The sequence below is a fragment of the Ruegeria sp. SAZD013 genome (assembly GCF_059612525.1).
The window spans coordinates 765,065-787,598 of sequence record NZ_JBXWQT010000020.1 but is presented as its reverse complement, the minus strand read 5'-3'; the positions used below and the strand labels follow the sequence as shown (position 1 = coordinate 787,598).

Annotated in this window: 21 protein-coding genes; 9 read left to right on the top strand and 12 right to left on the bottom strand. The window is 58.6% G+C overall.

Annotated elements, in window-relative coordinates:
- Positions 1-51: 51 nt before the first annotated feature.
- The 3 genes from AC2FLU_RS10110 to AC2FLU_RS10100 form a co-directional block, all read right to left on the bottom strand.
- Positions 52-351 (bottom strand): FtsB family cell division protein, encoded by a 300-nt coding sequence (locus AC2FLU_RS10110; RefSeq protein ID WP_209503595.1) that lies wholly within the window; start codon positions 349-351, stop codon positions 52-54.
- Positions 352-492: 141 nt separating this feature from the next.
- Entirely contained in the window at positions 493-837 is a 345-nt protein-coding gene (locus tag AC2FLU_RS10105; RefSeq protein ID WP_480492988.1) for a lysozyme inhibitor LprI family protein, read from the bottom strand.
- A gap of 72 nt (positions 838-909) precedes the next feature.
- Positions 910-2,100, bottom strand: coding sequence for a phosphoglycerate kinase (locus tag AC2FLU_RS10100; RefSeq protein WP_496808712.1), 1,191 nt, complete (start codon positions 2,098-2,100; stop codon positions 910-912).
- A 133-nt stretch (positions 2,101-2,233) separates the two neighbouring features.
- On the opposite strand from AC2FLU_RS10100, the gene AC2FLU_RS10095 reads away from it, so the two are divergent.
- A complete protein-coding gene (locus AC2FLU_RS10095; protein ID WP_209503601.1) occupies positions 2,234-2,740 on the top strand; it encodes a peptidylprolyl isomerase in 507 nt (168 codons plus the stop codon).
- Positions 2,733-3,290 (top strand): peptidylprolyl isomerase, encoded by a 558-nt coding sequence (locus AC2FLU_RS10090; RefSeq protein ID WP_480504760.1) that lies wholly within the window; start codon positions 2,733-2,735, stop codon positions 3,288-3,290. The genes AC2FLU_RS10095 and AC2FLU_RS10090 overlap by 8 nt, the downstream gene beginning before the upstream one ends.
- Positions 3,291-3,331: 41 nt before the next feature.
- Here the strand turns inward: AC2FLU_RS10090 and AC2FLU_RS10085 are convergent, their stop codons facing one another.
- The 7 genes from AC2FLU_RS10085 to AC2FLU_RS10055 form a co-directional block, all read right to left on the bottom strand.
- Positions 3,332-4,174 carry an alpha/beta fold hydrolase gene (locus tag AC2FLU_RS10085; protein WP_496808713.1) on the bottom strand — a complete coding sequence of 281 codons (843 nt, stop codon included), beginning with the start codon at positions 4,172-4,174 and terminating at the stop codon, positions 3,332-3,334.
- 98 nt (positions 4,175-4,272) lie between these two features.
- On the bottom strand, positions 4,273-4,962 hold the full coding sequence (aqpZ, locus tag AC2FLU_RS10080; RefSeq protein WP_496808714.1) for an aquaporin Z: 690 nt from the start codon (positions 4,960-4,962) through the stop codon (positions 4,273-4,275).
- Between the two features lie 103 nt (positions 4,963-5,065).
- On the bottom strand, positions 5,066-5,887 hold the full coding sequence (locus tag AC2FLU_RS10075; RefSeq protein WP_496808715.1) for a M90 family metallopeptidase: 822 nt from the start codon (positions 5,885-5,887) through the stop codon (positions 5,066-5,068).
- Positions 5,888-6,005: 118 nt separating this feature from the next.
- Complete coding sequence (locus tag AC2FLU_RS10070) at positions 6,006-6,506, bottom strand: bactofilin family protein (protein WP_209596778.1); 501 nt, start codon at positions 6,504-6,506, stop codon at positions 6,006-6,008.
- The gene (locus AC2FLU_RS10065; protein ID WP_480517432.1) at positions 6,496-7,827 is read right to left on the bottom strand and encodes a DUF5930 domain-containing protein; all 1,332 of its coding nucleotides are present in this window, start codon (positions 7,825-7,827) and stop codon (positions 6,496-6,498) included. The genes AC2FLU_RS10070 and AC2FLU_RS10065 overlap by 11 nt, the downstream gene beginning before the upstream one ends.
- 173 nt (positions 7,828-8,000) lie before the next feature.
- The gene (locus AC2FLU_RS10060) at positions 8,001-8,819 is read right to left on the bottom strand and encodes a ferritin-like domain-containing protein (protein WP_480517766.1); all 819 of its coding nucleotides are present in this window, start codon (positions 8,817-8,819) and stop codon (positions 8,001-8,003) included.
- An 89-nt stretch (positions 8,820-8,908) separates the two neighbouring features.
- On the bottom strand, positions 8,909-9,370 hold the full coding sequence (locus tag AC2FLU_RS10055) for a peroxiredoxin (protein ID WP_480492993.1): 462 nt from the start codon (positions 9,368-9,370) through the stop codon (positions 8,909-8,911).
- An 80-nt stretch (positions 9,371-9,450) separates the two neighbouring features.
- Here AC2FLU_RS10055 and AC2FLU_RS10050 point away from each other — a divergent pair, with 80 nt between their 5' ends.
- From AC2FLU_RS10050 to AC2FLU_RS10035, 4 genes are all read left to right on the top strand, one after another.
- Positions 9,451-12,822 carry a YhdP family protein gene (locus tag AC2FLU_RS10050; RefSeq protein ID WP_496811961.1) on the top strand — a complete coding sequence of 1,124 codons (3,372 nt, stop codon included), beginning with the start codon at positions 9,451-9,453 and terminating at the stop codon, positions 12,820-12,822.
- Between the two features lie 42 nt (positions 12,823-12,864).
- Positions 12,865-13,914: a tRNA preQ1(34) S-adenosylmethionine ribosyltransferase-isomerase QueA gene (gene queA / locus AC2FLU_RS10045; RefSeq protein ID WP_496714784.1), complete on the top strand. Its 1,050-nt coding sequence runs from the start codon at positions 12,865-12,867 to the stop codon at positions 13,912-13,914.
- Between the two features lie 108 nt (positions 13,915-14,022).
- Positions 14,023-15,300 (top strand): MFS transporter, encoded by a 1,278-nt coding sequence (locus AC2FLU_RS10040; protein WP_480485322.1) that lies wholly within the window; start codon positions 14,023-14,025, stop codon positions 15,298-15,300.
- 109 nt (positions 15,301-15,409) lie between these two features.
- The gene (locus AC2FLU_RS10035) at positions 15,410-15,985 is read left to right on the top strand and encodes a DUF924 family protein (RefSeq protein WP_480476775.1); all 576 of its coding nucleotides are present in this window, start codon (positions 15,410-15,412) and stop codon (positions 15,983-15,985) included.
- Between the two features lie 38 nt (positions 15,986-16,023).
- On the opposite strand, the gene AC2FLU_RS10030 is transcribed toward AC2FLU_RS10035, so the two are convergent.
- Positions 16,024-16,458 carry a hypothetical protein gene (locus AC2FLU_RS10030; protein ID WP_480517426.1) on the bottom strand — a complete coding sequence of 145 codons (435 nt, stop codon included), beginning with the start codon at positions 16,456-16,458 and terminating at the stop codon, positions 16,024-16,026.
- 215 nt (positions 16,459-16,673) lie between these two features.
- On the opposite strand from AC2FLU_RS10030, the gene lpdA reads away from it, so the two are divergent.
- Entirely contained in the window at positions 16,674-18,068 is a 1,395-nt protein-coding gene (lpdA, locus tag AC2FLU_RS10025; protein WP_480517424.1) for a dihydrolipoyl dehydrogenase, read from the top strand.
- A gap of 153 nt (positions 18,069-18,221) precedes the next feature.
- Here the strand turns inward: lpdA and AC2FLU_RS10020 are convergent, their stop codons facing one another.
- Positions 18,222-19,607 (bottom strand): M20/M25/M40 family metallo-hydrolase, encoded by a 1,386-nt coding sequence (locus AC2FLU_RS10020; RefSeq protein WP_496811960.1) that lies wholly within the window; start codon positions 19,605-19,607, stop codon positions 18,222-18,224.
- Between the two features lie 327 nt (positions 19,608-19,934).
- Between AC2FLU_RS10020 and hemA the strand changes: the two genes are divergently transcribed.
- Together hemA and AC2FLU_RS10010 are read left to right on the top strand one after the other, a co-directional pair.
- A complete protein-coding gene (hemA, locus tag AC2FLU_RS10015) occupies positions 19,935-21,158 on the top strand; it encodes a 5-aminolevulinate synthase (protein WP_480480456.1) in 1,224 nt (407 codons plus the stop codon).
- Positions 21,159-21,287: 129 nt separating this feature from the next.
- Entirely contained in the window at positions 21,288-22,493 is a 1,206-nt protein-coding gene (locus AC2FLU_RS10010; protein ID WP_496714785.1) for a helix-turn-helix domain-containing protein, read from the top strand.
- The last annotated feature ends 41 nt before the right edge of the window (positions 22,494-22,534 follow it).

Below are 22,534 nucleotides of genomic sequence, written 5' to 3'. Positions count from 1 at the left end.
TCCTGGCCGAAACGCCGGGCCTGAGTTGCCTTTTCTGAAAAGGGTCGTTGATCAGCGGATCACAATTTCGTCCGACCGGATCATGCCCAGAACCGAGCGCGCCTGCTGATCCAGCAGGTCCAGATCCAGATAGGTGTCGGACAGACGCCGTGTCAGGTTTTCCATCTCGGCGATTTCGACATTCAGTTTTTCCAGACTGCGTGACAGAGCGTCCCGTTCCGCCGCAATTTCGACCCGCCGAAACAGGCCGTAATCCCCCTGAACGGCGGCGAAGGTGAAATACACACCCAGCATGAAAGCCACCGAGAAGAAGAGAACTGCACCCAAACCGGGCCGATGGGAACGGGACACTCTGTTTACCGCCGTATGAAAACTTGCCTCAATAACGGGCTCTTTCCGAGCCTCTGATCGCACTATGTCACAGGCGATTCGGGTTGTGAATCCCCTGATTCGGTTTTTTCATCAGTATTTCGTTTGCGTCCCGGTTAAAGCTCAGCGCCAGGACTGAAGCTGCTGATTTCTTGCAAGCGTCTGCTCTTTCATACAGGTCCAGTAGAACATGGGCGCAGCGCTGCCGCCGCCGGACAGTTCCTTGTCGCAAGTGGCGTCCCGTGTCTTTAGCCACGCACGTTGTTCCGCCAGAAGGGCATCGCCGTTGCCATGTGCATCAGCGACCGGCTTAATTTGTTTCCACAACCGGTTGAGGTCGCGGTCAACGGCCTCCCATTGCTCCTTGGCACAGAAATTTGCGTCAAGCTGTGTCTGGCCACCGCAGCTGGATTGTGCCGTTGCAGGCCACGGCATCGCGAGAAGGACGAGCAGGTATAATGACCTCATGGTATTATCCCCCATTCAAATAGGGGATAATACCATGAACCCTGACAAGCGGCCAAATGCGATCAGTGCTGCCTATTGTTCCAGCGCAGCGACACCGGGCAGGGTTTTGCCTTCCATCCATTCAAGGAATGCACCACCTGCGGTCGAGATATAGGTGAAATCCTTGGCCGCACCCGACGCGTTCAGCGCCGCAACCGTGTCACCGCCACCCGCGACCGAAATCAGCTGACCCGAACGGCTGAGGGCTGCGGCTTTCAGGGCCGCGGCATTGGTGGCCGCGTCGAACGGCTCCAGCTCGAACGCGCCCAGCGGGCCGTTCCAGATCAGGGTTTGGCTTTTGTCGAAAATCGCGGTAATCGCTGCGACGCTTTCAGGGCCCGCGTCCAGGATCATGCCATCCGCAGGGCATTGATCGGCGGGCAGAACCTTGTGGGGTGCGTTGGCCTCGAATTTTTCAGCCACCATAACATCACGCGGCAAGACGATCTGGCAGCCCGAGCTTTCGGCCTTGGCCAGAATTTCGGCGGCGGTGTCCTTCATTGCGGTTTCAGCCAGAGATTTGCCAACGCTGATGCCTTGGGCGACAAGGAATGTGTTCGCCATACCACCACCGATCACCAGATAATCGACCTTGTCGATCAGGTTACCCAGCAGTTCCAGCTTGGTCGAGACCTTGGCGCCGCCAACAACCGCCGTTACCGGGCGCTTGGGTGCTCCCAGCGCGCTTTGCAGCGCCTGCAACTCGGCCTGCATCAGACGGCCCGCACAGGCCGGCAGCAGACGGGCGATAGCCTCGGTCGAGCTGTGGGCGCGGTGCGCGGCTGAAAACGCATCGTTGCAATAGACATCGCCCAGCTTGGCCATCCCAGCGGCCAGATCGGCGTCATTCTTGGTTTCGGCTGCGTGAAAGCGCGTGTTTTCGAGCAACAGGACCTGGCCGGGTTGCAAGGCACTGGCGGCCAGTTCCGCCTCGGCCCCGACGCAATCGGCAGCAAACAGAACCTTTGCGCCAAAAGCGCTTTCCAAAGTCGGGACCAGTTGTTTCAGTGACAGGCTTTCACGCCGTTCGCCACCGGGACGGCCAAAATGGGCCAGAAGGATCGGTTTGCCGCCAGCGGCCAGAATATCGCGTACCGAAGGGACGATCCTTTGGATACGGGTGGCGTCGGTCACAACACCGTCAACCACGGGCACGTTGATATCCACACGCACCAGCACGCGTTTGCCGTTCAGGTCCATATCGTCCAGTGTTTTCCAGCCCATTGTGCGATCCTTGTCATTGGCAACCGATTTAGGCGGTTCTTTTCCTGCATTTTGCCCTCAGGTCAATGCGTCACTTGGCATTCGCACGCGTGCGTCATAGGTATTTGCGCAAGATAAACGACAGGAGGGCCTCATGGCCGAGATCAAAGACCCCGAAAACACAATCATCATCGAGCTGAAAGGCGGCAATGTCGTCATCGAGCTGCTGCCAGATGTAGCGCCTCTGCACAGTGCGCGGATGAAGGAACTGGCCCGTGGCGGTGAATATGACAACGTGGCGTTTCACCGTGTGATCGACGGTTTCATGGCGCAAACCGGCGACGTGCAGCATGGCGATATGGAAGACGGGTTCAACCTGCGCATGGCGGGCACCGGCGGTTCGTCGCTGCCGAATGTTCCGGCAGAATTTTCCAAGCTGCCCCATGATCGCGGCACGCTGGGCGCGGCGCGCTCTCAGAACCCGGATTCGGCCAACTCGCAGTTCTTCATCAACTTCAAGGACAATCACTTCCTGAATGGTCAGTACACGGTCTATGGCCGGGTTATCGACGGGATGGAGCATGTGGACGCCATCGTACGCGGCGAGCCGCCTGCGAGCCCGGACCGCATGATCAGCGTCAAGGTGGCCGCAGATGCATAAACTGGCTGCGGCTTTTGCCTTGCTGGCAAGCCCGGCGCTGGCCAGCGGTTTGCAGATTGAGGTCGAAGGGGAAGGGGCCAATGGCACAATCTCGATCGACCTGTTCGAAGATGTGGCACCCCAGCATGTGGAACAGATCACCGCTCTGGCTGCTGACGGTCAGTACGATGGCGTCGTGTTTCACCGCGTGATCGATGGCTTCATGGCGCAGACCGGCGACGTGCAATACGGCAACTCGGGCGCGGACGGCTTCGACATGCGTTATGCCGGGCGCGGCGGGTCTGATCGCGCGGACCTGCCGGCCGAGTTCTCGGACGTGAGTTTTGACAGGGGTGTGGTCGGCATGGCCCGGTCCAGCGATCCGGATTCGGCCAACTCGCAGTTCTTCATCATGTTCGCCCCCGGCCCATTTCTGGACGGCCAGTATACCGTGGTTGGTCAGGTGACCGACGGTATGGATGTGGTCGACGCGATCAAGCGGGGCGAAGGTCAGAATGGTGCGATCATCGGTGCACCGGATATGATGAAAAAAGTCACCGTTACCGAATAAGATGATTTAGCCCGGCTCAAGCGCCGGGCTTTTTCTTTGGCCTATTGGTCGATGAAATCACGGATGGCACGGGTATAGTCAACGGGATCCTGAAAAGATGCGAAGTGACTGACATCTTCCAGAACAAGCAATTTGGCTTCGGGGATCGCGTCAGCAATTGCTTGTGAATGCGCCATCAGAATGGCCTCGTCATGTGCGCTTTGAACCACGAGTGTCGGGACGGTGATCGATGACAGCGCCCCGAGCCCACCGGGTTTTTCGGTGCCCCACATGGCGGCAACCCCACCAAGAAATGCCTCGAACCCGTCAGGAGTGGGGGACATGGCCGCATAATCTTGGGCCATCATGCCCACGTAAGTGCCAAACACCTCGTTGGTTTCCACCGAAGGATCGATCCCGTCCAGCGTGACATTGCCTGCATGGGCAAAGTGACTGGCCAGCCGATCCGGGTTGGTGGTCGAGATTGAATACCCGATAATTGCCCCATCGGACCAGCCGACCAGATGCACCTGATCGACCCCCAGATGATCCAGAAGCGCCAGATAATCCTGCGACAACAACGCGTAAGAATAAGGGCTGCCATCGTTTGTGGATCGTCCATGCCCGCGCGTATCCGCCACAATCACCCTGTGGTCCTGCGACAGGTCGGCAACCTGCGCAGCCCAGACATCGGCATGGGCAAGCCCGCCGTGGATCATCAGAACCGGGGTGCCGCCCGCATCGCCATACGTGGCGTAATACATGTCGATGCCGTTGATCTCTGCCGTGCCCGCTTCGGTGGCGGCGGGCATCTGGGGGGCTTGCGGGATGCTCAGCCATTTGTCTTCGGCCCAGCCTGCCGTCGCAGCGCAGCTTAGGAAAAGTGCTATGGAAAATGTCTTCATGGTATCCTCCCGTTGAATTAAAGGCTGTGACCAAGCCAGGTTGGGCGGAAGGATACCGTGTTTTTCAGAAAACGGGATAACTACCTTTCCCGCGCGGATCAGTCATCCGAGGACATTGCTTTCCATATCAAAGCGCCGATTGCGCCGCCAATCAGGGGGGCCACCCAGAACAGCCAGAGCTGAGCCAGAGCCGGGCCGTCGGCAAACAGGGCAACGCCGGTTGAGCGCGCCGGGTTGACGGAGGTATTCGTCACCGGGATTGAGATCAGGTGGATCAGGGTCAGCGCCAGACCGATGGCAATCGGAGCGAACCCGGCGGGTGCCTTTTCAGACGTCGCGCCCAGAATGATCAGAATGAAGAAAGCCGTCATCACGACTTCGATGATCAAAGCCGACATCAACGAATATCCCTGCGGCGAGGCCTCACCATACCCGTTTGACGCGAACCCTCCGACACCTGCGAAATCGGGTGCCCCGCTGACAATCAGGTACAGAACCACTGCGGCAGCGATTGCGCCAACGACCTGTGCGACCCAGTAGGGCAGAAGGTCTTTGGCCGGAAACCGTCCGCCAATCATCAGCCCCAAACTGACGGCCGGGTTGAAATGCCCGCCCGAGATTGGGCCAACTGTGTAAGCCATCGTCAAAACGGTAAGGCCAAAGGCAAAGGAAACACCAAGCCAACCGATGCCCACATCAGCTACGCCTGCCGCCAGAACGGCACTGCCGCAGCCCCCCAGAACCAACCAGAACGTGCCGAAGAACTCGGCAAGTAGTTTCGATGACATAGAAAATCCTCCGCCCAATAATGAGGTTAACCGTAATTCAAGAATTAGCTTATGTTAAATTGTTGCGAACGGGGAATTTTTTTTCGAAGCTTCCTCAATCGGGTCAGAACGGACCGCTGTGCCATTGAGCGGGATCAAGATGAAAAAGCTTTGACAGCTGTTCATAGATTGCCGGGTCAGAGGATCTCAGCGCATGTGGTCGTTCAAAGAACACCTCGACCGAAACGGCAAAGAATTCTTCGTGCCCTTCCGCGCCGTAGGGATCGATCACTGTGGGTTTCCCATTTTCCACGGCGTGAACATGTGTCTTGTAACCGTTCAGAAAGGCGGTTTCCCACTCGCCAAAGCTTTGGCCATTGCTGAGCACGGGAACACCATTGGTTGCGCCCGAGAGGTCATCAAGCTGGTGCGCGAACTCGTGAAAGACGACGTTCCGGCCATCGTGATCATTCAGGGCACCGCGCTGGCTGTGGGCCCAGGACAGGATCACGGGGCCACGGTTCCAGCTTTCCCCGCTGCGGATGATTTCCTGTTCGGTGACGACATAGCCACTGTGGCGGCGCTGTTTTGATTTGAAGGCACCGGGGTAAACCAGAATGGTCGTCAGGTTGTCAAACCACTGGTCCGTATTCACCACGAGCAGACAGGCTTGCGCGGCAATCGACAACTGCATGTCTTCGGTGACGTCCAGCCCGTCGCAGCCGACGAAATCGACCTGATCAAGAAACAGGTTGATCTTTCCTTCCAGCGCCCCGCGCAAGTCTTTGGGCAGCTTCTGGATAATCGGCACCTGAGCGTTCACAATATCGCGCTGGTGCTGGGACAGCGACTTGGCCAGCAAGGTCAGGCGGGTTTGTCGTTTCGACCAGAAGTGAAAGGCCGCAGCGCCAGCGATCAGCGCGACAACCGTCAGAAAAAGCAACATGGATCGACTGTAGCGCGATCAGAAAGGGACGAAAACGGGAATCCCGGATCATCCGGACACTCAAAAGAAATGACGCCACGGGTTTCCCCACGGCGCCCTGACATGAAGTGCAGTCTGCTTACTGTTTGACTTCTGCCGCCGGGTTCGATCCGGCTTTGGCGCTGCGGCCGGGGTTCAGGGGATCGTCCTGACGCTGAACCGAGCCTTCGAAATGCGCGCCGCTTTCAATGGCGATGGTCTTGTGGATGATGTCGCCTTCGACACGGGCGGTCGAGGTCAGGCGAACCTTGAGGCCACGTACGCGGCCAACGATGCGACCGTTGATCACAACGTCATCTGCGGTGACTTCGCCCTTGATCGTTGCCGATTCACCAATGGTCAGCAAATGGGCGCGGATGTCGCCTTCGACAGTGCCTTCCACCTGAATGTCACCGCTGGTCTTGATGTTGCCGGTGATGTGCAGATCCGAGGACAGAACCGAGGCCGGCGGCTTGGGTTTGGGTGCCATTGCAGGTTTCGCGTCAGCCGGAGCAGGAGCCGCTGGGGTCGCCGGAGCGGCAGGTTTGGCCGCCTCAGGTGCTTTGGGTGCGGGCTCGTTGATTTTGCTTTTAGAAAACATTTTTCGCAGCCTTGATGTAAGTCATTGGGTTTACGGGATTTCCGTTCACGCGCACCTCGTAGTGCAGATGCGTGCCGGTGGACCGTCCGGTGTTACCCATATCAGCAATATGATCCCCGCGCGAGACCCTTTGGCCGACCTTTACGTTGATCTTGGTGTTATGAGCATAAAGTGTCTCAATTCCGAACGCGTGCTTGATTTTCACAAGGCGTCCGAAGCCTGATTGCCAACCGGCATGCGTGACCACGCCATCAGCGGTCGCAAAGATATCGGTGCCCGTTGCTGCGGCAAAATCCGTGCCGTTGTGCATCCGGCTACCGCCGGTTTTTGGGTCGCGGCGGCGACCATATCCGCTGGTAAAGCGAAACGCGCTTTTGACCGGGCTGGCGAAGGGGGCCTTTTCCGCTGCAATTCGGTACAGGTTCAGCTGATCCATCTGGCGCAGCAACGTGTTCGCGCGCACTTCTTCGGGCGAAAGCTCTTCTTCTTCGCCGCGTGTGCTAAGGGATAAAGGGGTCAGCGGACCGCCCATACCGCTATATCCGCGCCGGACCTCTTCGATGATGCGATCTGTCGGCATTCCGGCCTCTCGGAACATCTTGTCCAGAGGTTCGACCGAAATGACCATCGCCTCTTCCAGCTGGCGGAAAATCTCGTCGCTGCGTTCCTGCATCAGACGGATTTCCAGTTCCAGATCGTCCCGCTGTTCCAGCGCGTCCAGGGCGTTGGTGGCGATCAGGTCGCGCTCTTTGGCGGTCCGCGCCAAAGCGTCGGTCATAAAGGCCATCTGTACCGGGGCGCTGGAAACCGCGGCATACATATCGGAGCCGCTGGTGTCCTGTTTCAATTGGGCCAGCTCTGAGCGCGCCTCTTCGCGCTGTTTCATCGTGGTGCGCAATGTCGTCTGAATGACATCGATACCTGTCTCAAGCTCGCGGCGACGGTTTTCCGAGGCCAGCAGTTCCGACTGCATCGCGGAAATCTGGTCCAGCGCGGCATTGAACCGGTCCTGAGCTGCCAGCGCCTCATGCGCACGGGCATCGCGTTCTGCCGACAAAGTGTTCAGGCGTTCCTGATAGATGGCCTGATCGCGCTTTGCCTGTTCCCGGAAATTCCCGGCCCCGATGCTGTCCATAAGCAGTATGGCTGTTGCAACCGCTGTCCACCCGACCATGACGGCAACGCCGGCCACTGCGACGACCTGAGTTTCCGAACTGAGCCGGATAAATTTTGTGTCTGTGTCGGATTTCAGAAAGACCCGGCGTTCCGGGAAATGTCTCTCAAGCAGTGAGTGCAGTTTTATTGCCAGACGTGTTCGCACGCGTCCCACCTTTCATCCCCAAGATCGGAACCGGTCGTGAGTGCCTGCCGTCCCTTGGGCCGATTGCATAAAGCGGCAGCGGCGTTCGGGCAAGTTTGTTGACCAATCAGGTGCAAATGGCGCTGAAATCCCGCAAAGATCGGCGAGATTTTGCCGAAAATAACGCAAAAGTGTCAGTTCGAGAGGTCTCCGGGCGCAGGCAGGTCTTCGGTCAGGGGCCAGTAGAAATCGGGTGGCAACCCGGCCTCGGCCCGTTTTTCTTCGTTGAAGGGGGGCTTGAGAACACCGTGGAAGTACCGCCGGACCAGCGCGTGAAACACATCCTTTGGGTCGGCGTTTTCCCGGCCACACAGGAAGTGGAACCATTTTGAGCCGTAAGCGACGTGGCCGACCTCTTCAGCATAGATCACTTCGAGCGCGGCGATGGCCTGTTCGGCCTTGGCCTTGCGGAATATCTCGATCATGCCGGGCGTCACGTCCAGCCCGCGCGCCTCAAGCACCATGGGTACAACGGCCAGCCGCCCCATCAGATCTTCGGCAGTATCCTCGGCAGCGCGCCACATGCCAGCATGGGCGGGCAGGGCGCCGTAGTGGCTGCCCATCTGTTCCAGACAATCGCAAACCATCTCGAAATGGCGCGATTCCTCTTCGGCGCATTTCACCCAGTCATCGTAGAACCCGATGGGCATGGGTACATGGCCAAAACGCGCGATGATGTCCCAGTGCAGATCGACGGCGTTCAGCTCGATATGGGCAACCGCGTGCAGCAGGGCAATGCGCCCGGCTTCGGTACCCGGTTTCCGTTTGGGTACCTCACGCGGGGACAACAGCTCGGGCTTGTCCGGGCGCGCGGGGGATAGGGGCGGTGATGCGGTGCCGATCTCGATCGGCTCACCCTCGGCCGTGCGGGAGGTAAACCACGCGGCGGCATGGGCTTTGGACAGGGCGGTTTTGGCCCGCCCGTCCGCTGTTGTCAGAACCTCTGTCGCCATCTGTGTCAGTGTTTTGGGCACCGGGTTGCTCCGCCTTTGGCATGTCAGCGCGGGTGATAGACCGGATGGCGCGGCAGGTCGAGGGGGGCTTAGAGCGCCTTCACCGCTTCCAGCACCTCATCCACATGGTCGGGCACCTTGACCTTGCGCCAGACCTTGGCAATGCGTCCCTCGCTATCAATGACAAAGGTCGATCGCTCGATCCCCATCGATTTCCGGCCATACATGTTCTTTTCAACCCATACGCCATAGTCCTCGCAGACGGTCGAGCCTTCGTCCGACAAGAGCGGAGTGGTCAGCCCGTGTTTGGCGACAAACTTGTCATGCTTGGCGACGCTGTCCCGCGAAATGCCGAAAACGTGAGCCCCTGCCTCGGTAAACGCCTGAAGCTGCTCTGAGAAACCGATGGATTCCTTGGTGCAGCCCGGCGTATCATCACGGGGATAGAAGAACAAAACCACGGTGCCACCGCGCAACGCCGAAAGCGTCACCTCGCCACCGCCGTCGCGCGGCAAAGTGAAGTCGGGGGCGATGTCTGAAACGTCGGGCATTGGAAACTCCGCTAAAGGTTTTTAAAGGCTGCCCTTCATCATAGGGCAACGCGTGCGGGTTGGAAGGCGTGGATAGCAAATTGAAGCAGCACGAAGACGACGAAGCAAAACCGGGCAAGCCCGTGCGCCGTCGGTCGCGCCGCCGCACCGCTGGTCTGTGGGCTATGCGTGGGGCCATCGTGCTGGTGCTTCTGGCGATGTTTACCGGTTTCATGGTCGTGGGACAGAGAATGCACGCGCCGGTCTGGCTGCGCGATAGGGTCGAAGCCCGGCTGGAACGGGCGCTGGGCGGGCTGCAAATCCGGTTTGGAGACGTCAGTTTCATCATTCACGAAGGCTGGCGACCCCGTCTGCGGCTGACCGATGTTGCCATCAGTGACGCGGCGGGCCAGCAGATTGCGCAGGTATCCGATATGCGCGCCAGCCTGGCCATGCGCCCCTTGCTGCGCGGTCAGGTCCGGCCCAAGCGCATCATTCTGAGTGGCGCGCAGATCGCCATGACCCGCGATCAGGACGGGGCGCTGACCCTGACCGTGGGATCGGGCAGCGCGCCGGTTCAGGAAGCGCCGGACCTTGCACAGCTGATCGAGACCTCGGACGAGGTCTTTCAATCTCCGATACTGTCGGCGCTGACCTCGGTCGAACTTGATGCGATTACGCTGGATTACCGCGACCTGCGGCAGGGGCGGTCGTGGGTTCTGGACGGTGGGCATATTCAGGCGAACCGCAGTGATAACGAAGTGCGGCTTGCAACCGGGTTTTCGGTTCTGTCGGGGCGTGACTATGTCAGCAGTATCGAGGCCAACTATACCAGCGTACTGGGCACGCCTGCCGCCAGCTTTGGCATCTCGGTCACCGATCTTCCGGCCGAGGATATAGCAGGCCAAAGCCCGGCCCTTGCCTGGTTGCAGGTTCTGCGCGCACCGATTTCAGGGGCTTTGCGGGGCAGTGTCGATGAAAACGGGGCAACAGGAACCGTGTTCGCAACCCTCAATCTGGGGGCCGGGGCGGTGCAGCCCAACCCGGAAACACGCCCTGTCCCGTTCGAATCTGCCCGTACATATTTCACCTATGACCCGAACGCCCAGATGCTGGACTTCAATGAGGTGTCGGTGGTGTCGGCCTGGGGCACAGTTCAGGCCGATGGAAAGGCGTTTCTGCAAGGGGCTGAAGATGGTGTGCTGGACAGTCTGGAGACACAGTTGCGCTTGTCCGGGATCAATGTGAACCCGGCGAACCTGTTCCCGGAGCCGATTCAGCTGTCGCGCGCCAGCCTGGATTTCAAGATGGCGTTCAACCCGTTCCAGTTGCGCCTTGGCCAGATGACCATCGAGGATCCGGGCCACACCGTGCGCGCCTTTGGTGTTTTGCACGGACGTGCAGATGGCTGGGCTGTGGCGCTGGATGCCCATCTGGATCAGATGAGCTCGGACAATGTTCTGAGCTACTGGCCGGAGCGTCTGGCACCCAAGCCACGGGAATGGGTGACGGAAAATCTCTATCGGGGGGTTTTGTCGGACATGGATTTTGCCCTGCGTCTGGAACCCGGTTCCAAACCGGATCTGTATCTTGATTTTGGGTTCGAGCAGGCCAAAGTTCGCTTTGCCAAGACGCTGCCGCCGATCGAAGATGCACAGGGTCAGGCCAGTCTGATCGACAGCCGGTTTACGGTCACCGCGCAGCAGGGGATGGTGGTCGCCGATGACGGGGGGAGTGTGGATGCGGCGGGGACGTCCTTCATCATACCTGACACGGATATCAAGAAATCCGCACCCGGCATCGCCCGTATTCAGGCAAAGGGCAGCGTGACTTCTGCGTTGTCGCTGCTGGACCGGCCGCCGCTGGAATTGCTGAGCAAGGCGGGGTTGCCCGTTGAAGTTGCCAAAGGCACGGTTGCATTGACCGGAACGCTGTCCTTGCCGTTGATAAAAGAGCTGAAGTTTCAGGATACCGAATTTCACTTCAACGGAACGCTGGCCAATCTGTCCAGTGACCGTCTGGTGCCGGGATTTTCCATAAGTGCCCCGATGCTGGATATTTCCGGCAATCAGTCGGGCGTCCAGATTCAGGGACTGGGTCAGTTCGGCGATGTTCCGCTTGAGGCGCTTTGGCAGCAGCCCATTGACGGCGAAACCGAACAGCGCAGCACCTTCACCGGCCAGATCGAACTGTCCCCGCGTCTGATGGATGAGATCAAGGCTGGCCTGCCGCCGGGGATGCTGACGGGCAAAGGGGTTGCTGATATTACGCTGGGTCTGGGCGCTGGGGCGCCTCCGAAACTGTCTGTTGTTTCGGACCTTCAGGGCGTGGCGCTTTCCATCCCTGAACTCGGTTGGCGCAAAGACGTAAACACCACAGGATCACTGACTGCGGACGCGACGTTGGGCGCGCAGCTGAAAGTGGACGACCTGCGGATCAATGCAGCGGGACTGCGCACAAACGCATCCATTTCCTTTCACGAAAACGGTGAATATGACCGTGTCCAGTTCAGCTCGTTCGATCTGGGGGACTGGCTTGCGGTTCCGGCGGAACTGATCGGGCGGGGAGCCGCTGTCCCGGATATCCGCGTCCTTGGCGGTGTGCTGAACATGGGGTCTGCAAACTTCGGCGAAAGCGGCGGATCGGGCGGCGGCGGTGCCCCGGGGCCGAAACTGGACGTGGCACTGGACCGTCTTCAGGTTACCGAAACTGTTGCACTGACAGGTTTCCGGGGGGCGTTCCAGACAACCGGCGGCGTAAATGGCACCTTCACAGCGCGGGTGAACGGCGGTGCGGCTGTTGCCGGTCAAGTGACCCCACGGGGAAATCGAAGCGCCGTTGACCTGACGTCGAAAGACGCGGGGGCCGTTTTGCGATCGGCCGGGGTTCTGACACAGGCGCGTGGCGGTGATCTGGACCTCAAGCTTGAACCGGTGGCTGAGCCCGGCAGTTACGACGTCATCCTGAAAATCGTTAATACCCGGATCACCGATGCCCCGGCCATGGCCGCGATCCTGAACGCGATCAGCCTTGTTGGTCTGCTGGACGAGATGGCCGGGCAGGGGATCTTCTTTTCGGCGATTGACAGCCGCATGAGGATATCGCCCACCGACATCAAAGTGCTGAGTGGCAGCGCTGTTGGCCCGTCAATGGGGCTTTCGTTTGATGGAACAATCGACACCGTGAACAGCCTGCTGAACCTGCGGGGGGCGATTTCACCGATTTACCTTCTCAATGCCGTTGGCAGCGTGTTTACCCGCAAGGGCGAAGGTGTCATCGGATTCAACTACACGCTGACCGGGCCGATATCCTCGCCCAAAGTCGCGGTGAACCCTCTGTCCGGTCTGGCGCCCTTGTTTTTGCGTGATCTGTTGCGTCAGCCTGCGCCAAAGGTCTCGGACGGCCCCAATGCTGCGCCGGTGGAACCTGACGAGCCGAAACCGACATTTGGCTCTCCTCCCAGTGACCGCTGACGGGATATGGCCGAATCTTTTGCGGGGTTGTAAGGCGCGGTCATGAAGCTCAGCGATTTTGATTTCGACCTGCCCGACGACCTGATTGCCACGCGGCCTGCCAGCCCGCGATCCTCTGCGCGCCTTCTTGTGGTGCGGGGGGGTGCCACAGTGGACAGCCACGTGTTCGACCTGCCCGATTTCCTGCGGCCGGGCGACCGGCTGGTGCTGAACGACACGCGCGTTATCCCGGCGCGCCTGAACGGGCGGCGCCACAGAAGCAGCGCGCAAGGCCCGGTTTCCGCCGGGGTCGAGGCCACTCTGCTGGACCCGCAGGCCGATGGCACCTGGTCTGCGCTGATCAAGCCATTGAAGAAAGTGAAGCCGGGGGAAGAGATCGTGTTTTCGGCCGATCTGAGCGCGACGCTGGATCGGGTGGAAGACGGGCAGGCCTACTTGCGCTTCAATCTCAGTGGTCAGGATTTCGACAAGGCGCTGGATCAGGCCGGTGCGATGCCGCTGCCGCCCTATATCGCCGCCAAACGTCCGGCGGACGAGCAGGACAAGACGGATTATCAGACCATCTGGGCCCGCAGGTCCGGTGCAGTGGCAGCCCCGACCGCCTCGTTGCATTTTGACGATGCCCTGATGCAGGCTTTGTCGAAACGGGGTGTCGCCGTCACACATGTGACCCTGCATGTTGGCGCCGGAACCTTCCTGCCGGTCAAGGTCGAGGATGTGACAACCCACAAGATGCACGCCGAATGGGGGCAGGTCAGCGCCGAGGCTGTTGCCGAGATACAGGCGACAAAAGCTGCGGGCGGGCGTGTCATCCCGGTGGGCACCACCGCCTTGCGCCTGATCGAAAGTGCTGCGCGTTCGGGCACGATCGAACCGTGGGAAGGTGACACCGATATCTTCATCTATCCCGGTTTCCGGTTTCACGTGACCGATGCGCTGATGACAAATTTTCATCTGCCGAAATCCACGTTGTTGATGCTGGTTTCGGCGTTGATGGGTCAGGACCGGATGCGCGAGGTTTACGCCCATGCCATCGCGCAGAAATACCGGTTCTTTTCTTATGGCGATGCGTCGCTTTTGATCCCCGGATAGGCGCGCATACGGCATCACCGACAGGGAATGTCGTAGACAAGCGCGATGGAAGCGGTCTTTGATCGCAGAACAAAACTCAAACCAGCTTGGCACCTATCGGAGGCCCAAATGATTCAGGTTCTGTCCAGCGCATGGGCATTGTTGCTCGGCATGGGGTTGCTGATGGTCGGAAACGGCCTTCAGGGCACGATCCTGGGTGTTCGCGGACAACTCGAGGGGTTTTCGACCCTTGAGATGTCTTTTGTAATGTCAGCATATTTTGTTGGTTTTCTGGGTGGTTCACGGCTTGCGCCCGAGATGATCCGGCGTGTTGGTCATGTGCGGGTCTTCGCGGCGCTGGCGTCTTTCATTTCTGCCGTGATGATCATGTATCCGATGCTGGCAGACCCGATTGCCTGGGTTCTGGGACGCGTAGTGATCGGGTTCTGTTTTTCGGGCGTTTACGTCACTGCGGAAAGCTGGCTCAACAACGCAGCCAATAATGAAAACCGCGGTCAGGCCCTGTCGCTTTACATGATCGTTCAGATGTTGGGTATCATCGGCGCGCAGGGCCTTTTCCTGTTGGGCGACCCTGCCGGATACGAAACATTCGTGATCGCCTCGATCCTTGTTTCGGTATCTTTCGCACCGATTTTGCTGTCAATTTCGCCAACGCCGGCATTCGATACTACCAAGCCGATGACGTTGCGGGAATTGATGAAAAGCTCTCCGCTGGGGTGTGTCGGCATGTTCCTGCTAGGCGGCGTGTTCTCGGCGCAATTCGGGATGTCTGCGGTTTACGGGGCCCAGGCCGGTCTGTCCTTGGTTGAGATCTCGGCATTTGTGGCGGCGTTCTATGTTGGGGCAATTGTCCTGCAATACCCGCTGGGCTGGTTTTCCGACCGGATGGACAGGCGTTTCCTGATCCTGTTGGTCGCGGCAACCGGAGCAGTTGGCGCCGTCAGTGGTATGCTTTATGGCTTTTCCTTCGAAATCCTCCTGGCGTCTGCTTTTGTGATCGGAGGAATGACCAACCCTTTGTATTCATTGCTGATTGCGCACACCAACGATTTTCTGGAATACGAGGATATGGCCGCGGCATCCGGTGGTCTGATCTTCATCAACGGCCTTGGGGCAATTACCGGACCCGTTATCACAGGCTGGCTGATGGGTGACGCAGTCTTTGGCCCGCCGGGCTTTTTCCTGATCATTGCCGTGTTGCTTGTCGCATTGGCCGCCTATTCGGTCTACCGGATGACCCAGCGTGCAGCAGTTCCTGTTGATGAAACCGGCACCATGTCGACGCTTTATCCCACTGCATCGCCCGTTGCATTCGAGGTTGCACAGGAAGTTGCCATAGAGGCGGCAGAAGCAGAGTTCGAAGAAGGTGCGCGCGAAACCGCTTGAGACACGAAATTATGTCGGTTGTGTTGCAATATGTTACTGTAACAGTTCTGTAAAAGGGACTTAAATGACGTTACGTCTGGGGCGCGGGCAATTGACGGAGTTTGAGGCAATGGTAACGCCTGAAGAAGTATTGAGTTTTTGGTTAGATGAAGTTGGCCCTAAGGGCTGGTATATTGAAAATGAGGCGCTGGACGCAGACATTCGGGCGCGGTTTCAGTCAACTTGGGAAGCAGCGGCAGCGGGTCGGTTTTCGCTCTGGCTGACTTATCCCAGCGGGGCGCTGGCCTATATCATCCTGACAGATCAGTTCCCGCGTAACATGTTCCGAGGTGAGGCGCGTGCCTTCTCGACCGATCGTGCGGCATTGGCGGCGGCGAAATGCGCAGTCGACAAAGGCTGGGACAAGAAGATCGACGAACCAGCCAGACAGTTCTTTTACCTGCCGATGATGCACTCGGAAAACCTGTGCGATCAGGAACGCTGTGTGCGTCTGATCTGCCAAAACATGAGCAGCGACGCAAGCAACCTGCTGCACGCCAGAGCGCATCGCGAGGTGATCCGCAAGTTCGGTCGTTTCCCGTATCGGAACGCGGCGCTGTCCCGCAGCTCGACTCCGCATGAAACTGCCTATGTCGATATGGGCGGGTACGGCACGACCGTGCGCGAACTACAAGCTACGGGCTGAACGCGAAGCCGCAACCGCTCTTTGGTCACGGCTGCGCTTTATGACTCAGGTGTGCATCCCCGCAATGCCAAAACGCGTTCCGCTGCGATATCGGCGCCGGTTTGGATCGCCTGCGCAATCAGCATTTCTGGCGTGTCAGCCAGTTCCGAAATCCGCTCCTGAACCGTTTGCAGCTTCTGTTCTGCTGCATTCAGGCGCCCCAGCGTTGCCCGGAGGTTTTGCGCGGCTTGGCTGTCTGCAAACGTGTCTTGCTGTGAAAGCGCCGCCAAATCAGTCCGCAACGCCGCAAGCTCGTCCCGAATGCCCTTCGCCTCATCCCGGATGGGGGCCAAGGCCTGAACCGTTTGCGAGACTTCAGCAGTGATGTTTTCGGCTTTGGACGCCAGTTTCCAGCCCAGAAACAGGCACAGCGCAACAAGTATCAATGTGGCATTGAGCAGGGCAAGCAGCAGATCTTTCAGAGTTTTGGCCATGGTCAGCCCCTTGAATGGGTTGAGAAAAGAATAGGTCCGACCGGTGTCGGCGTTTCTTTTCTAGCCATTGCATGGCCCGGGGTATAGGCTGAAATCCGCAAGTTCAGGCATCGCTTACCCTGCGTCCTATTTGTCGCGGGAACGGTGTGTTGATGCGTTCCGAATAATAGTTTAATGGTAAACTAAATTTTCAACTCCTGCGCCGAGAGGAACACATGGCTGCACAATCCTATGATCTGATCGTAATCGGGGCTGGCCCCGGCGGCTATGTCGCTGCAATCCGCGCAGCCCAGCTGGGCCTGAAAACCGCAGTGGTCGAGCGCGAGCATTTGGGGGGGATCTGCCTGAACTGGGGCTGTATTCCGACCAAGGCGCTGTTGCGGTCGTCCGAAGTGTTCCATCTGATGGAGCGCGCCAAGGATTTCGGTCTGAAAGCCGAAAAGATCGGATATGATCTGGACGCGGTGGTCAAACGATCCCGTGGCGTGGCCGCGCAGCTGTCAGGAGGCATTGGCCATCTGCTGAAGAAGAACAAGGTTGCCGTTGTAATGGGGCAGGCCACGATCCCTGCAAAGGGCAAGGTCAGCGTCAAGACCGACAAAGGCACCGAGGAACTGACCGCCAAGAACATCATTCTCGCAACCGGGGCACGGGCGCGGGAACTGCCGGGCCTTGAAGCTGACGGCGATCTGGTCTGGACGTACAAGCACGCACTGCAACCGCCGCGGATGCCGAAAAAACTGCTCGTCATCGGGTCTGGTGCGATCGGCATCGAGTTTGCCAGCTTCTACAATACGCTGGGCGCAGACACCACAGTTGTCGAGGTGATGGACCGGGTGTTGCCGGTCGAAGACGCCGAAATCAGCGCATTGGCCAAGAAGGCGTTCACCAAACAGGGCATGACCATCATGGAAAAAGCCATGGTCAAGCAGCTGGACCGTGGCAAGGGGAAAGTGACCGCGCATATCGAGGTAAAGGGCAAGGTCGAGAAACAAGAGTTCGACACAGTGATCTCGGCTGTCGGGATCGTTGGCAATATCGAAAACCTTGGTCTGGAAGCTCTGGGCGTCAAGATCGACCGGACACATGTGGTTACGGACGAGTATTGCCGCACCGGCGTTGAGGGCCTTTATGCGATCGGTGACATCGCAGGCGCGCCCTGGCTTGCACATAAAGCAAGCCACGAGGGTGTCATGGTCGCGGACCTCATCGCGGGTCAACATGCGCACCCGGTCAAACCCGAAAGCATCGCGGGATGCACCTATTGCCAGCCTCAGGTTGCCTCGGTTGGATATACCGAAGCAAAGGCCAAAGAGCTGGGTTACGACATCAAAGTCGGCCGCTTTCCCTTTATCGGCAATGGCAAGGCCATCGCCTTGGGTGAACCGGACGGGCTGATCAAAACCGTATTCGATGCGAAAACAGGCGAGTTGCTGGGGGCCCACATGATCGGTGCCGAAGTCACCGAACTGATTCAGGGATATGTGGTCGGTCGCCAGTTGGAGACAACGGAAGAAGACCTGATGAACACCGTCTTCCCGCACCCGACACTGTCAGAGATGATGCACGAAAGCGTGCTGGATGCCTATGGTCGCGTGATCCATATGTAAGATCGGCGTAGTTCCCCGTCAGGGTTGGGGGCTCTGCCCCCGCCGCGCGTGCCGCGCGCCTCCCTCGGGATATTTTAGGCCAGATGAAGCAGGGATCCTTTATTCATCTGGCTGCAAATATCCCGGAGCGCGAGGCAGAGCCTCGCATAAGACCTATTTGTTCAAAGCATCCAGAATGCGCGCCCATGACCGGATGCCCTTGTGGAAGCTTTTCACGTCATATTTCTCGTTCGGCGAATGGATGGCATCATCTTCGTTTGCATAGCCAACCAGCATCGAGTCGAGCCCCAGAACGGTGTTGAAATAGCCGACAACAGGGATTGATCCCCCCATTCCAGTGAACACTGCCTCGCGGTCCCATTCATCCGACAATGCGCCGCGCGCGGCTTCGAATTCGGGGCGGGTGATATTCATGACCGAAGCGGGAGACCCTTCCATATCGTTATCCCAGACCACTTTGGCGTCCGGGGATAGCTGATCCTCGACATGTTTGCGGATTTTGGCGCGCAGCGCGTCCGGGTCCATGTCACCAACAAGACGGCAGGTGATTTTGCAATGGGCCTTGGACGGAATAACGGTTTTGGAGCCCGCACCGTTATAACCACCCCACAGCCCGTTCACTTCGAGCGTTGGTCGTGCCCATTGTTGCTCCAAGGTGGAGTACCCCTTTTCGCCATGCGGTTGGGTGTAGCCGACCGAAGTCAGATAATCCGCTTCGTCGAAGCCGCAATTCTGCCATTGGCGCAACTGGTCTTCGGGTACTTCATGCACACCTTCGTAGAACCCGTCGACCGCGACCCGCCCGGTTTCGTCGTCATAAAAAGAGGTCACGATTTTCGACAGTTCGCGCAGCGGGTTCAGGCCCGGGCCGCCATAGTGGCCGGAATGCAGGTCGATGCGCGGTCCCACGATGGTAAATTCGTCCTTCAGCATGCCCCTCAACTGCGCCGCAATCGACGGAACGCCGCGTGACACCATGGATGTATCGCAGACCAGCGCCAGATCCGCTTTGAGTTCGGCGGCATTTTCCTTGAGGAAGGGAACCAGTGAGGGCGAGCCTGACTCTTCTTCGCCCTCGAAAAAGAAAGTTATACGGCACGGCAAGGATCCGTGCACGGCCTTCCAGGCGCGGCAGGCTTCGACAAAAGTCATCAACTGACCCTTGTCGTCTGACGCTCCGCGTCCGCGGATGACCGGTCCGGTTTCGGTGTCCTCAATGGCGGGATCGAATGGATCCCGGTTCCACAGGTTCAACGGATCGACCGGCTGCACATCGTAGTGGCCATAAAACAGGAAATGCGGCGCAGTCGCGTCCTCACCCACGTGGCCAACAACCATCGGGTGGCCCGGTGTTTCCCGTTTCTCTGCCGCAATCCCGATGCTGTTCAGATCGGCGACCAGCCAGTCCGCGGCGCGGCTAACCTCGGCCTTGTATGCGGGGTCAGTCGAGATCGACGGGATGCGCAGCAGTTCCATCAGGCGGTCGATCGAGGTTTGCAGATCTTCGTCAATCCGGTTCAACACGGCGTCTAGCGACATGGGGGGCTCCTGCCTGTTTTTTGTTCCCGCGAACCCTAGCAGCGTTGTCGGCGCCGTCCAGAGTTGTTGACACGAATTGCGGCCCGGCGGTGTAAGCTTTGGGTAGGGAGGCGGGACCTGCGTCGTTTCCACGCGTTCGATGGCCGTAACTTTACTTGTCGGATGGGGTGCAAACTTATATTTGATGCAAATCAAAGTTGGGTTCACCTTTTCGGCTGTAACCAGCTGAATAAGGGAACACAAAGCCACCGAAACAGGGTAAGCTGTGGGAGGTGGCGAAAATATCGCCCAATGGGAAACCGGATACGGGCGTTCAAGGAGGGTCCTTTGGACTATACTGCTCAGCTCGATTCAGCGATTGCCAGGCTGCATGATGAAGGTCGTTACCGGACCTTCATCGATATCGAACGTCGCAATGGGTATTTTCCCCATGCGGTGCGCACACGTCCGGACGGGTCACAGCAGAACATCACCGTATGGTGCGGCAACGATTATCTGGGCATGGGGCAAAACCCGGTCGTTCTGAATGCAATGCACGAAGCTGTTGATGCAGCCGGTGCAGGTTCAGGCGGTACGCGCAATATCTCGGGCACCACGGTTTATCATAAAAGGCTTGAGGCTGAACTGGCCGATCTTCACGGCAAGGAAGCCGCGCTGCTTTTTACCAGCGCCTATATCGCCAATGACGCAACGCTCAGCACGCTGCCCAAACTGTTCCCGGGCCTGATCATCTACTCTGACGCGCTGAACCATGCCTCGATGATCGAAGGCGTGCGCCGGAATGGCGGGGCCAAGCGCATCTTCCGGCACAACGATGTGGCGCATCTGCGCGAGCTGCTTGAAGCGGACGATCCGGCCGCACCCAAGTTGATCGTATTCGAGTCGGTTTATTCTATGGACGGCGATTTTGGTCCGATCGAAGAGATCTGCGATCTGGCAGATGAGTTCGGCGCACTGACTTATATCGACGAAGTGCACGCGGTAGGCATGTATGGCTCGCGCGGCGGCGGTGTGACCGAGCGCGATAACCTTGCCCACCGGATCGACATCATCAATGGCACGCTGGCAAAAGCCTATGGCGTGATGGGCGGCTATATCGCGGCCAGCGCCAAGATGTGCGACGCCGTGCGGTCATATGCGCCGGGCTTTATCTTTACCACGTCCCTGCCACCTGCGGTTGCGGCCGGGGCTGCTGCATCGGTTGCCTACCTGAAAACTGCACCTGAACTGCGTGAGCAGCATCAGACGCAGGCCAAAATCCTCAAGCTGCGGTTGAAGGGGATGGGGTTACCGCTGATCGACCACGGAAGCCATATCGTGCCCGTGATCGTTGGAAACCCGGTCCATACCAAGAAGCTCAGCGATATGCTGTTGGATGATTACGGCATTTATGTGCAACCGATCAATTTCCCGACCGTTCCGCGCGGAACCGAGCGTCTGCGCTTTACCCCTTCTCCGGTGCATGGGCCTGACGAAATGAACCGTCTGGTACAGGCGATGGACGAACTTTGGTCACATTGTGCGCTAAATCGCGCCGAACTTGCCGGTTAACCTCACGCCAAAGTGTGCAACGTATTTGCCGCGTGTTAAGCTTACGCTAACAAAATCGGCGGACGAATCGTTTTGGGGATGATTCGCCGCTAACGCGAAACGCGCGACAGGCAGAATGGGGCAGCAGGAATGATTGGGCGCAGATCACAGCGCGAATCTGATGAGGATGTAGATGTCAGACCGAAAGGGTTTGACGACTACGAGGTACGCCTTGGTGACAAGATGCGCGGCGAACGCGCAACCATGGGCAAATCCCTGTTGGATGTTCAGCGCGAGCTGAGGATCAAAGCCAACTACATTGCTGCCATCGAAAACGCAGATCCTGATGCCTTTGACACGCCCGGCTTTATCGCCGGGTATGTGCGTTCTTACGCGCGTTATCTGGGGATGAACCCGGATGAAACCTTCTCGACTTTCTGCGCGGAAAGCGGTTTTTCGGTCGCGCATGGCATGTCGGCCGAGGCTTCGGTGGTGCGAAAGCCGACCGGCGCGCTTCCGGCGCGTGGGCCAATGGGGCGCGATCCCTTCATCTCGCCCAATACGCCGTATATTCCGGGCAAGGAATCTCTGGTCAGTCAGATTGAACCGCGCGCCATCGGATCGTCGCTGGTGCTTTTGGCGGTTATTGGTGGCATCGGCTATGGCGGGTGGGCGGTTCTGAACAAGATCCAGCAGGTACAGGTCAGCCCGGTTGAACAAGCGCCTGTGGTGCTTTCCGACCTTGATCCGCTGGATGCCGTGCGCGACGGCGTTGTCGATGATGCGGTTGCTGCGGCGAACACCGAGGCACTGGACCGCCTCTATCGTCCGCAGGCCTTGGATGTTCCGGTTCTGGTTGCCCGCGATGCGCCGATTTCGACCCTTGATCCACGCGATGTCGGAACCTTCCGCCCGCCAAGCCTGCCGCAGTTCGAAGTCGCCGAAGTGCACACGGTTGAACGACCATCCTTGCCGCAGGTCGTGGAACAGATTGATACCATGCTGAAAATCGTTGCTGTCGATCCTTCTTGGATGCGGGTGACGGCGGCGGATGGCAGTGTTATTTTCGAAGGGACCCTTGGAACGGTCGAGCAAGGCAGTGTCTTTGAGGTTCCGCTAACGGAAGAACCACCGCTGTTGCGGGCAGGGGCGTCGGGATCGGTTTATTTCTCAATGAACGGCGAGCACTATGGCCCGGCAGGGGCACCCGGCACGGTTGCCAAAGGGGTGATCCTTTCGAAAGACGCGGTGTCTGAAGTTTATGCCGTTGCCGATCTTGAGGCGGAACAGAACAGCGCTCTCAAGCAATTGGTGGCTGAACTGCAAACCGAGGCGACAGAAGCGCCCGCCGAGTGATCTTGCCATTGCGGTAACCCCTTTGCCGGACTATCTACAGT

Excerpts from the sequence above, each read along its gene's own strand:
- AC2FLU_RS10105 (WP_480492988.1), bottom strand. The coding sequence starts at position 837 with ATGAGGTCATTATACCTGCTCGTCCTTCTCGCGATGCCGTGGCCTGCA.
- AC2FLU_RS10100 (WP_496808712.1), bottom strand. The coding sequence starts at position 2,100 with ATGGGCTGGAAAACACTGGACGATATGGACCTGAACGGCAAACGCGTG.
- AC2FLU_RS10095 (WP_209503601.1), top strand. The coding sequence starts at position 2,234 with ATGGCCGAGATCAAAGACCCCGAAAACACAATCATCATCGAGCTGAAA.
- AC2FLU_RS10090 (WP_480504760.1), top strand. The coding sequence starts at position 2,733 with ATGCATAAACTGGCTGCGGCTTTTGCCTTGCTGGCAAGCCCGGCGCTG.
- AC2FLU_RS10085 (WP_496808713.1), bottom strand. The coding sequence starts at position 4,174 with ATGAAGACATTTTCCATAGCACTTTTCCTAAGCTGCGCTGCGACGGCA.
- aqpZ (WP_496808714.1), bottom strand. The coding sequence starts at position 4,962 with ATGTCATCGAAACTACTTGCCGAGTTCTTCGGCACGTTCTGGTTGGTT.
- AC2FLU_RS10075 (WP_496808715.1), bottom strand. The coding sequence starts at position 5,887 with ATGTTGCTTTTTCTGACGGTTGTCGCGCTGATCGCTGGCGCTGCGGCC.
- AC2FLU_RS10070 (WP_209596778.1), bottom strand. The coding sequence starts at position 6,506 with ATGTTTTCTAAAAGCAAAATCAACGAGCCCGCACCCAAAGCACCTGAG.
- AC2FLU_RS10060 (WP_480517766.1), bottom strand. The coding sequence starts at position 8,819 with ATGGCGACAGAGGTTCTGACAACAGCGGACGGGCGGGCCAAAACCGCC.
- AC2FLU_RS10055 (WP_480492993.1), bottom strand. The coding sequence starts at position 9,370 with ATGCCCGACGTTTCAGACATCGCCCCCGACTTCACTTTGCCGCGCGAC.
- queA (WP_496714784.1), top strand. The coding sequence starts at position 12,865 with ATGAAGCTCAGCGATTTTGATTTCGACCTGCCCGACGACCTGATTGCC.
- AC2FLU_RS10040 (WP_480485322.1), top strand. The coding sequence starts at position 14,023 with ATGATTCAGGTTCTGTCCAGCGCATGGGCATTGTTGCTCGGCATGGGG.
- AC2FLU_RS10035 (WP_480476775.1), top strand. The coding sequence starts at position 15,410 with ATGGTAACGCCTGAAGAAGTATTGAGTTTTTGGTTAGATGAAGTTGGC.
- AC2FLU_RS10030 (WP_480517426.1), bottom strand. The coding sequence starts at position 16,458 with ATGGCCAAAACTCTGAAAGATCTGCTGCTTGCCCTGCTCAATGCCACA.
- lpdA (WP_480517424.1), top strand. The coding sequence starts at position 16,674 with ATGGCTGCACAATCCTATGATCTGATCGTAATCGGGGCTGGCCCCGGC.
- AC2FLU_RS10020 (WP_496811960.1), bottom strand. The coding sequence starts at position 19,607 with ATGTCGCTAGACGCCGTGTTGAACCGGATTGACGAAGATCTGCAAACC.
- AC2FLU_RS10010 (WP_496714785.1), top strand. The coding sequence starts at position 21,288 with ATGATTGGGCGCAGATCACAGCGCGAATCTGATGAGGATGTAGATGTC.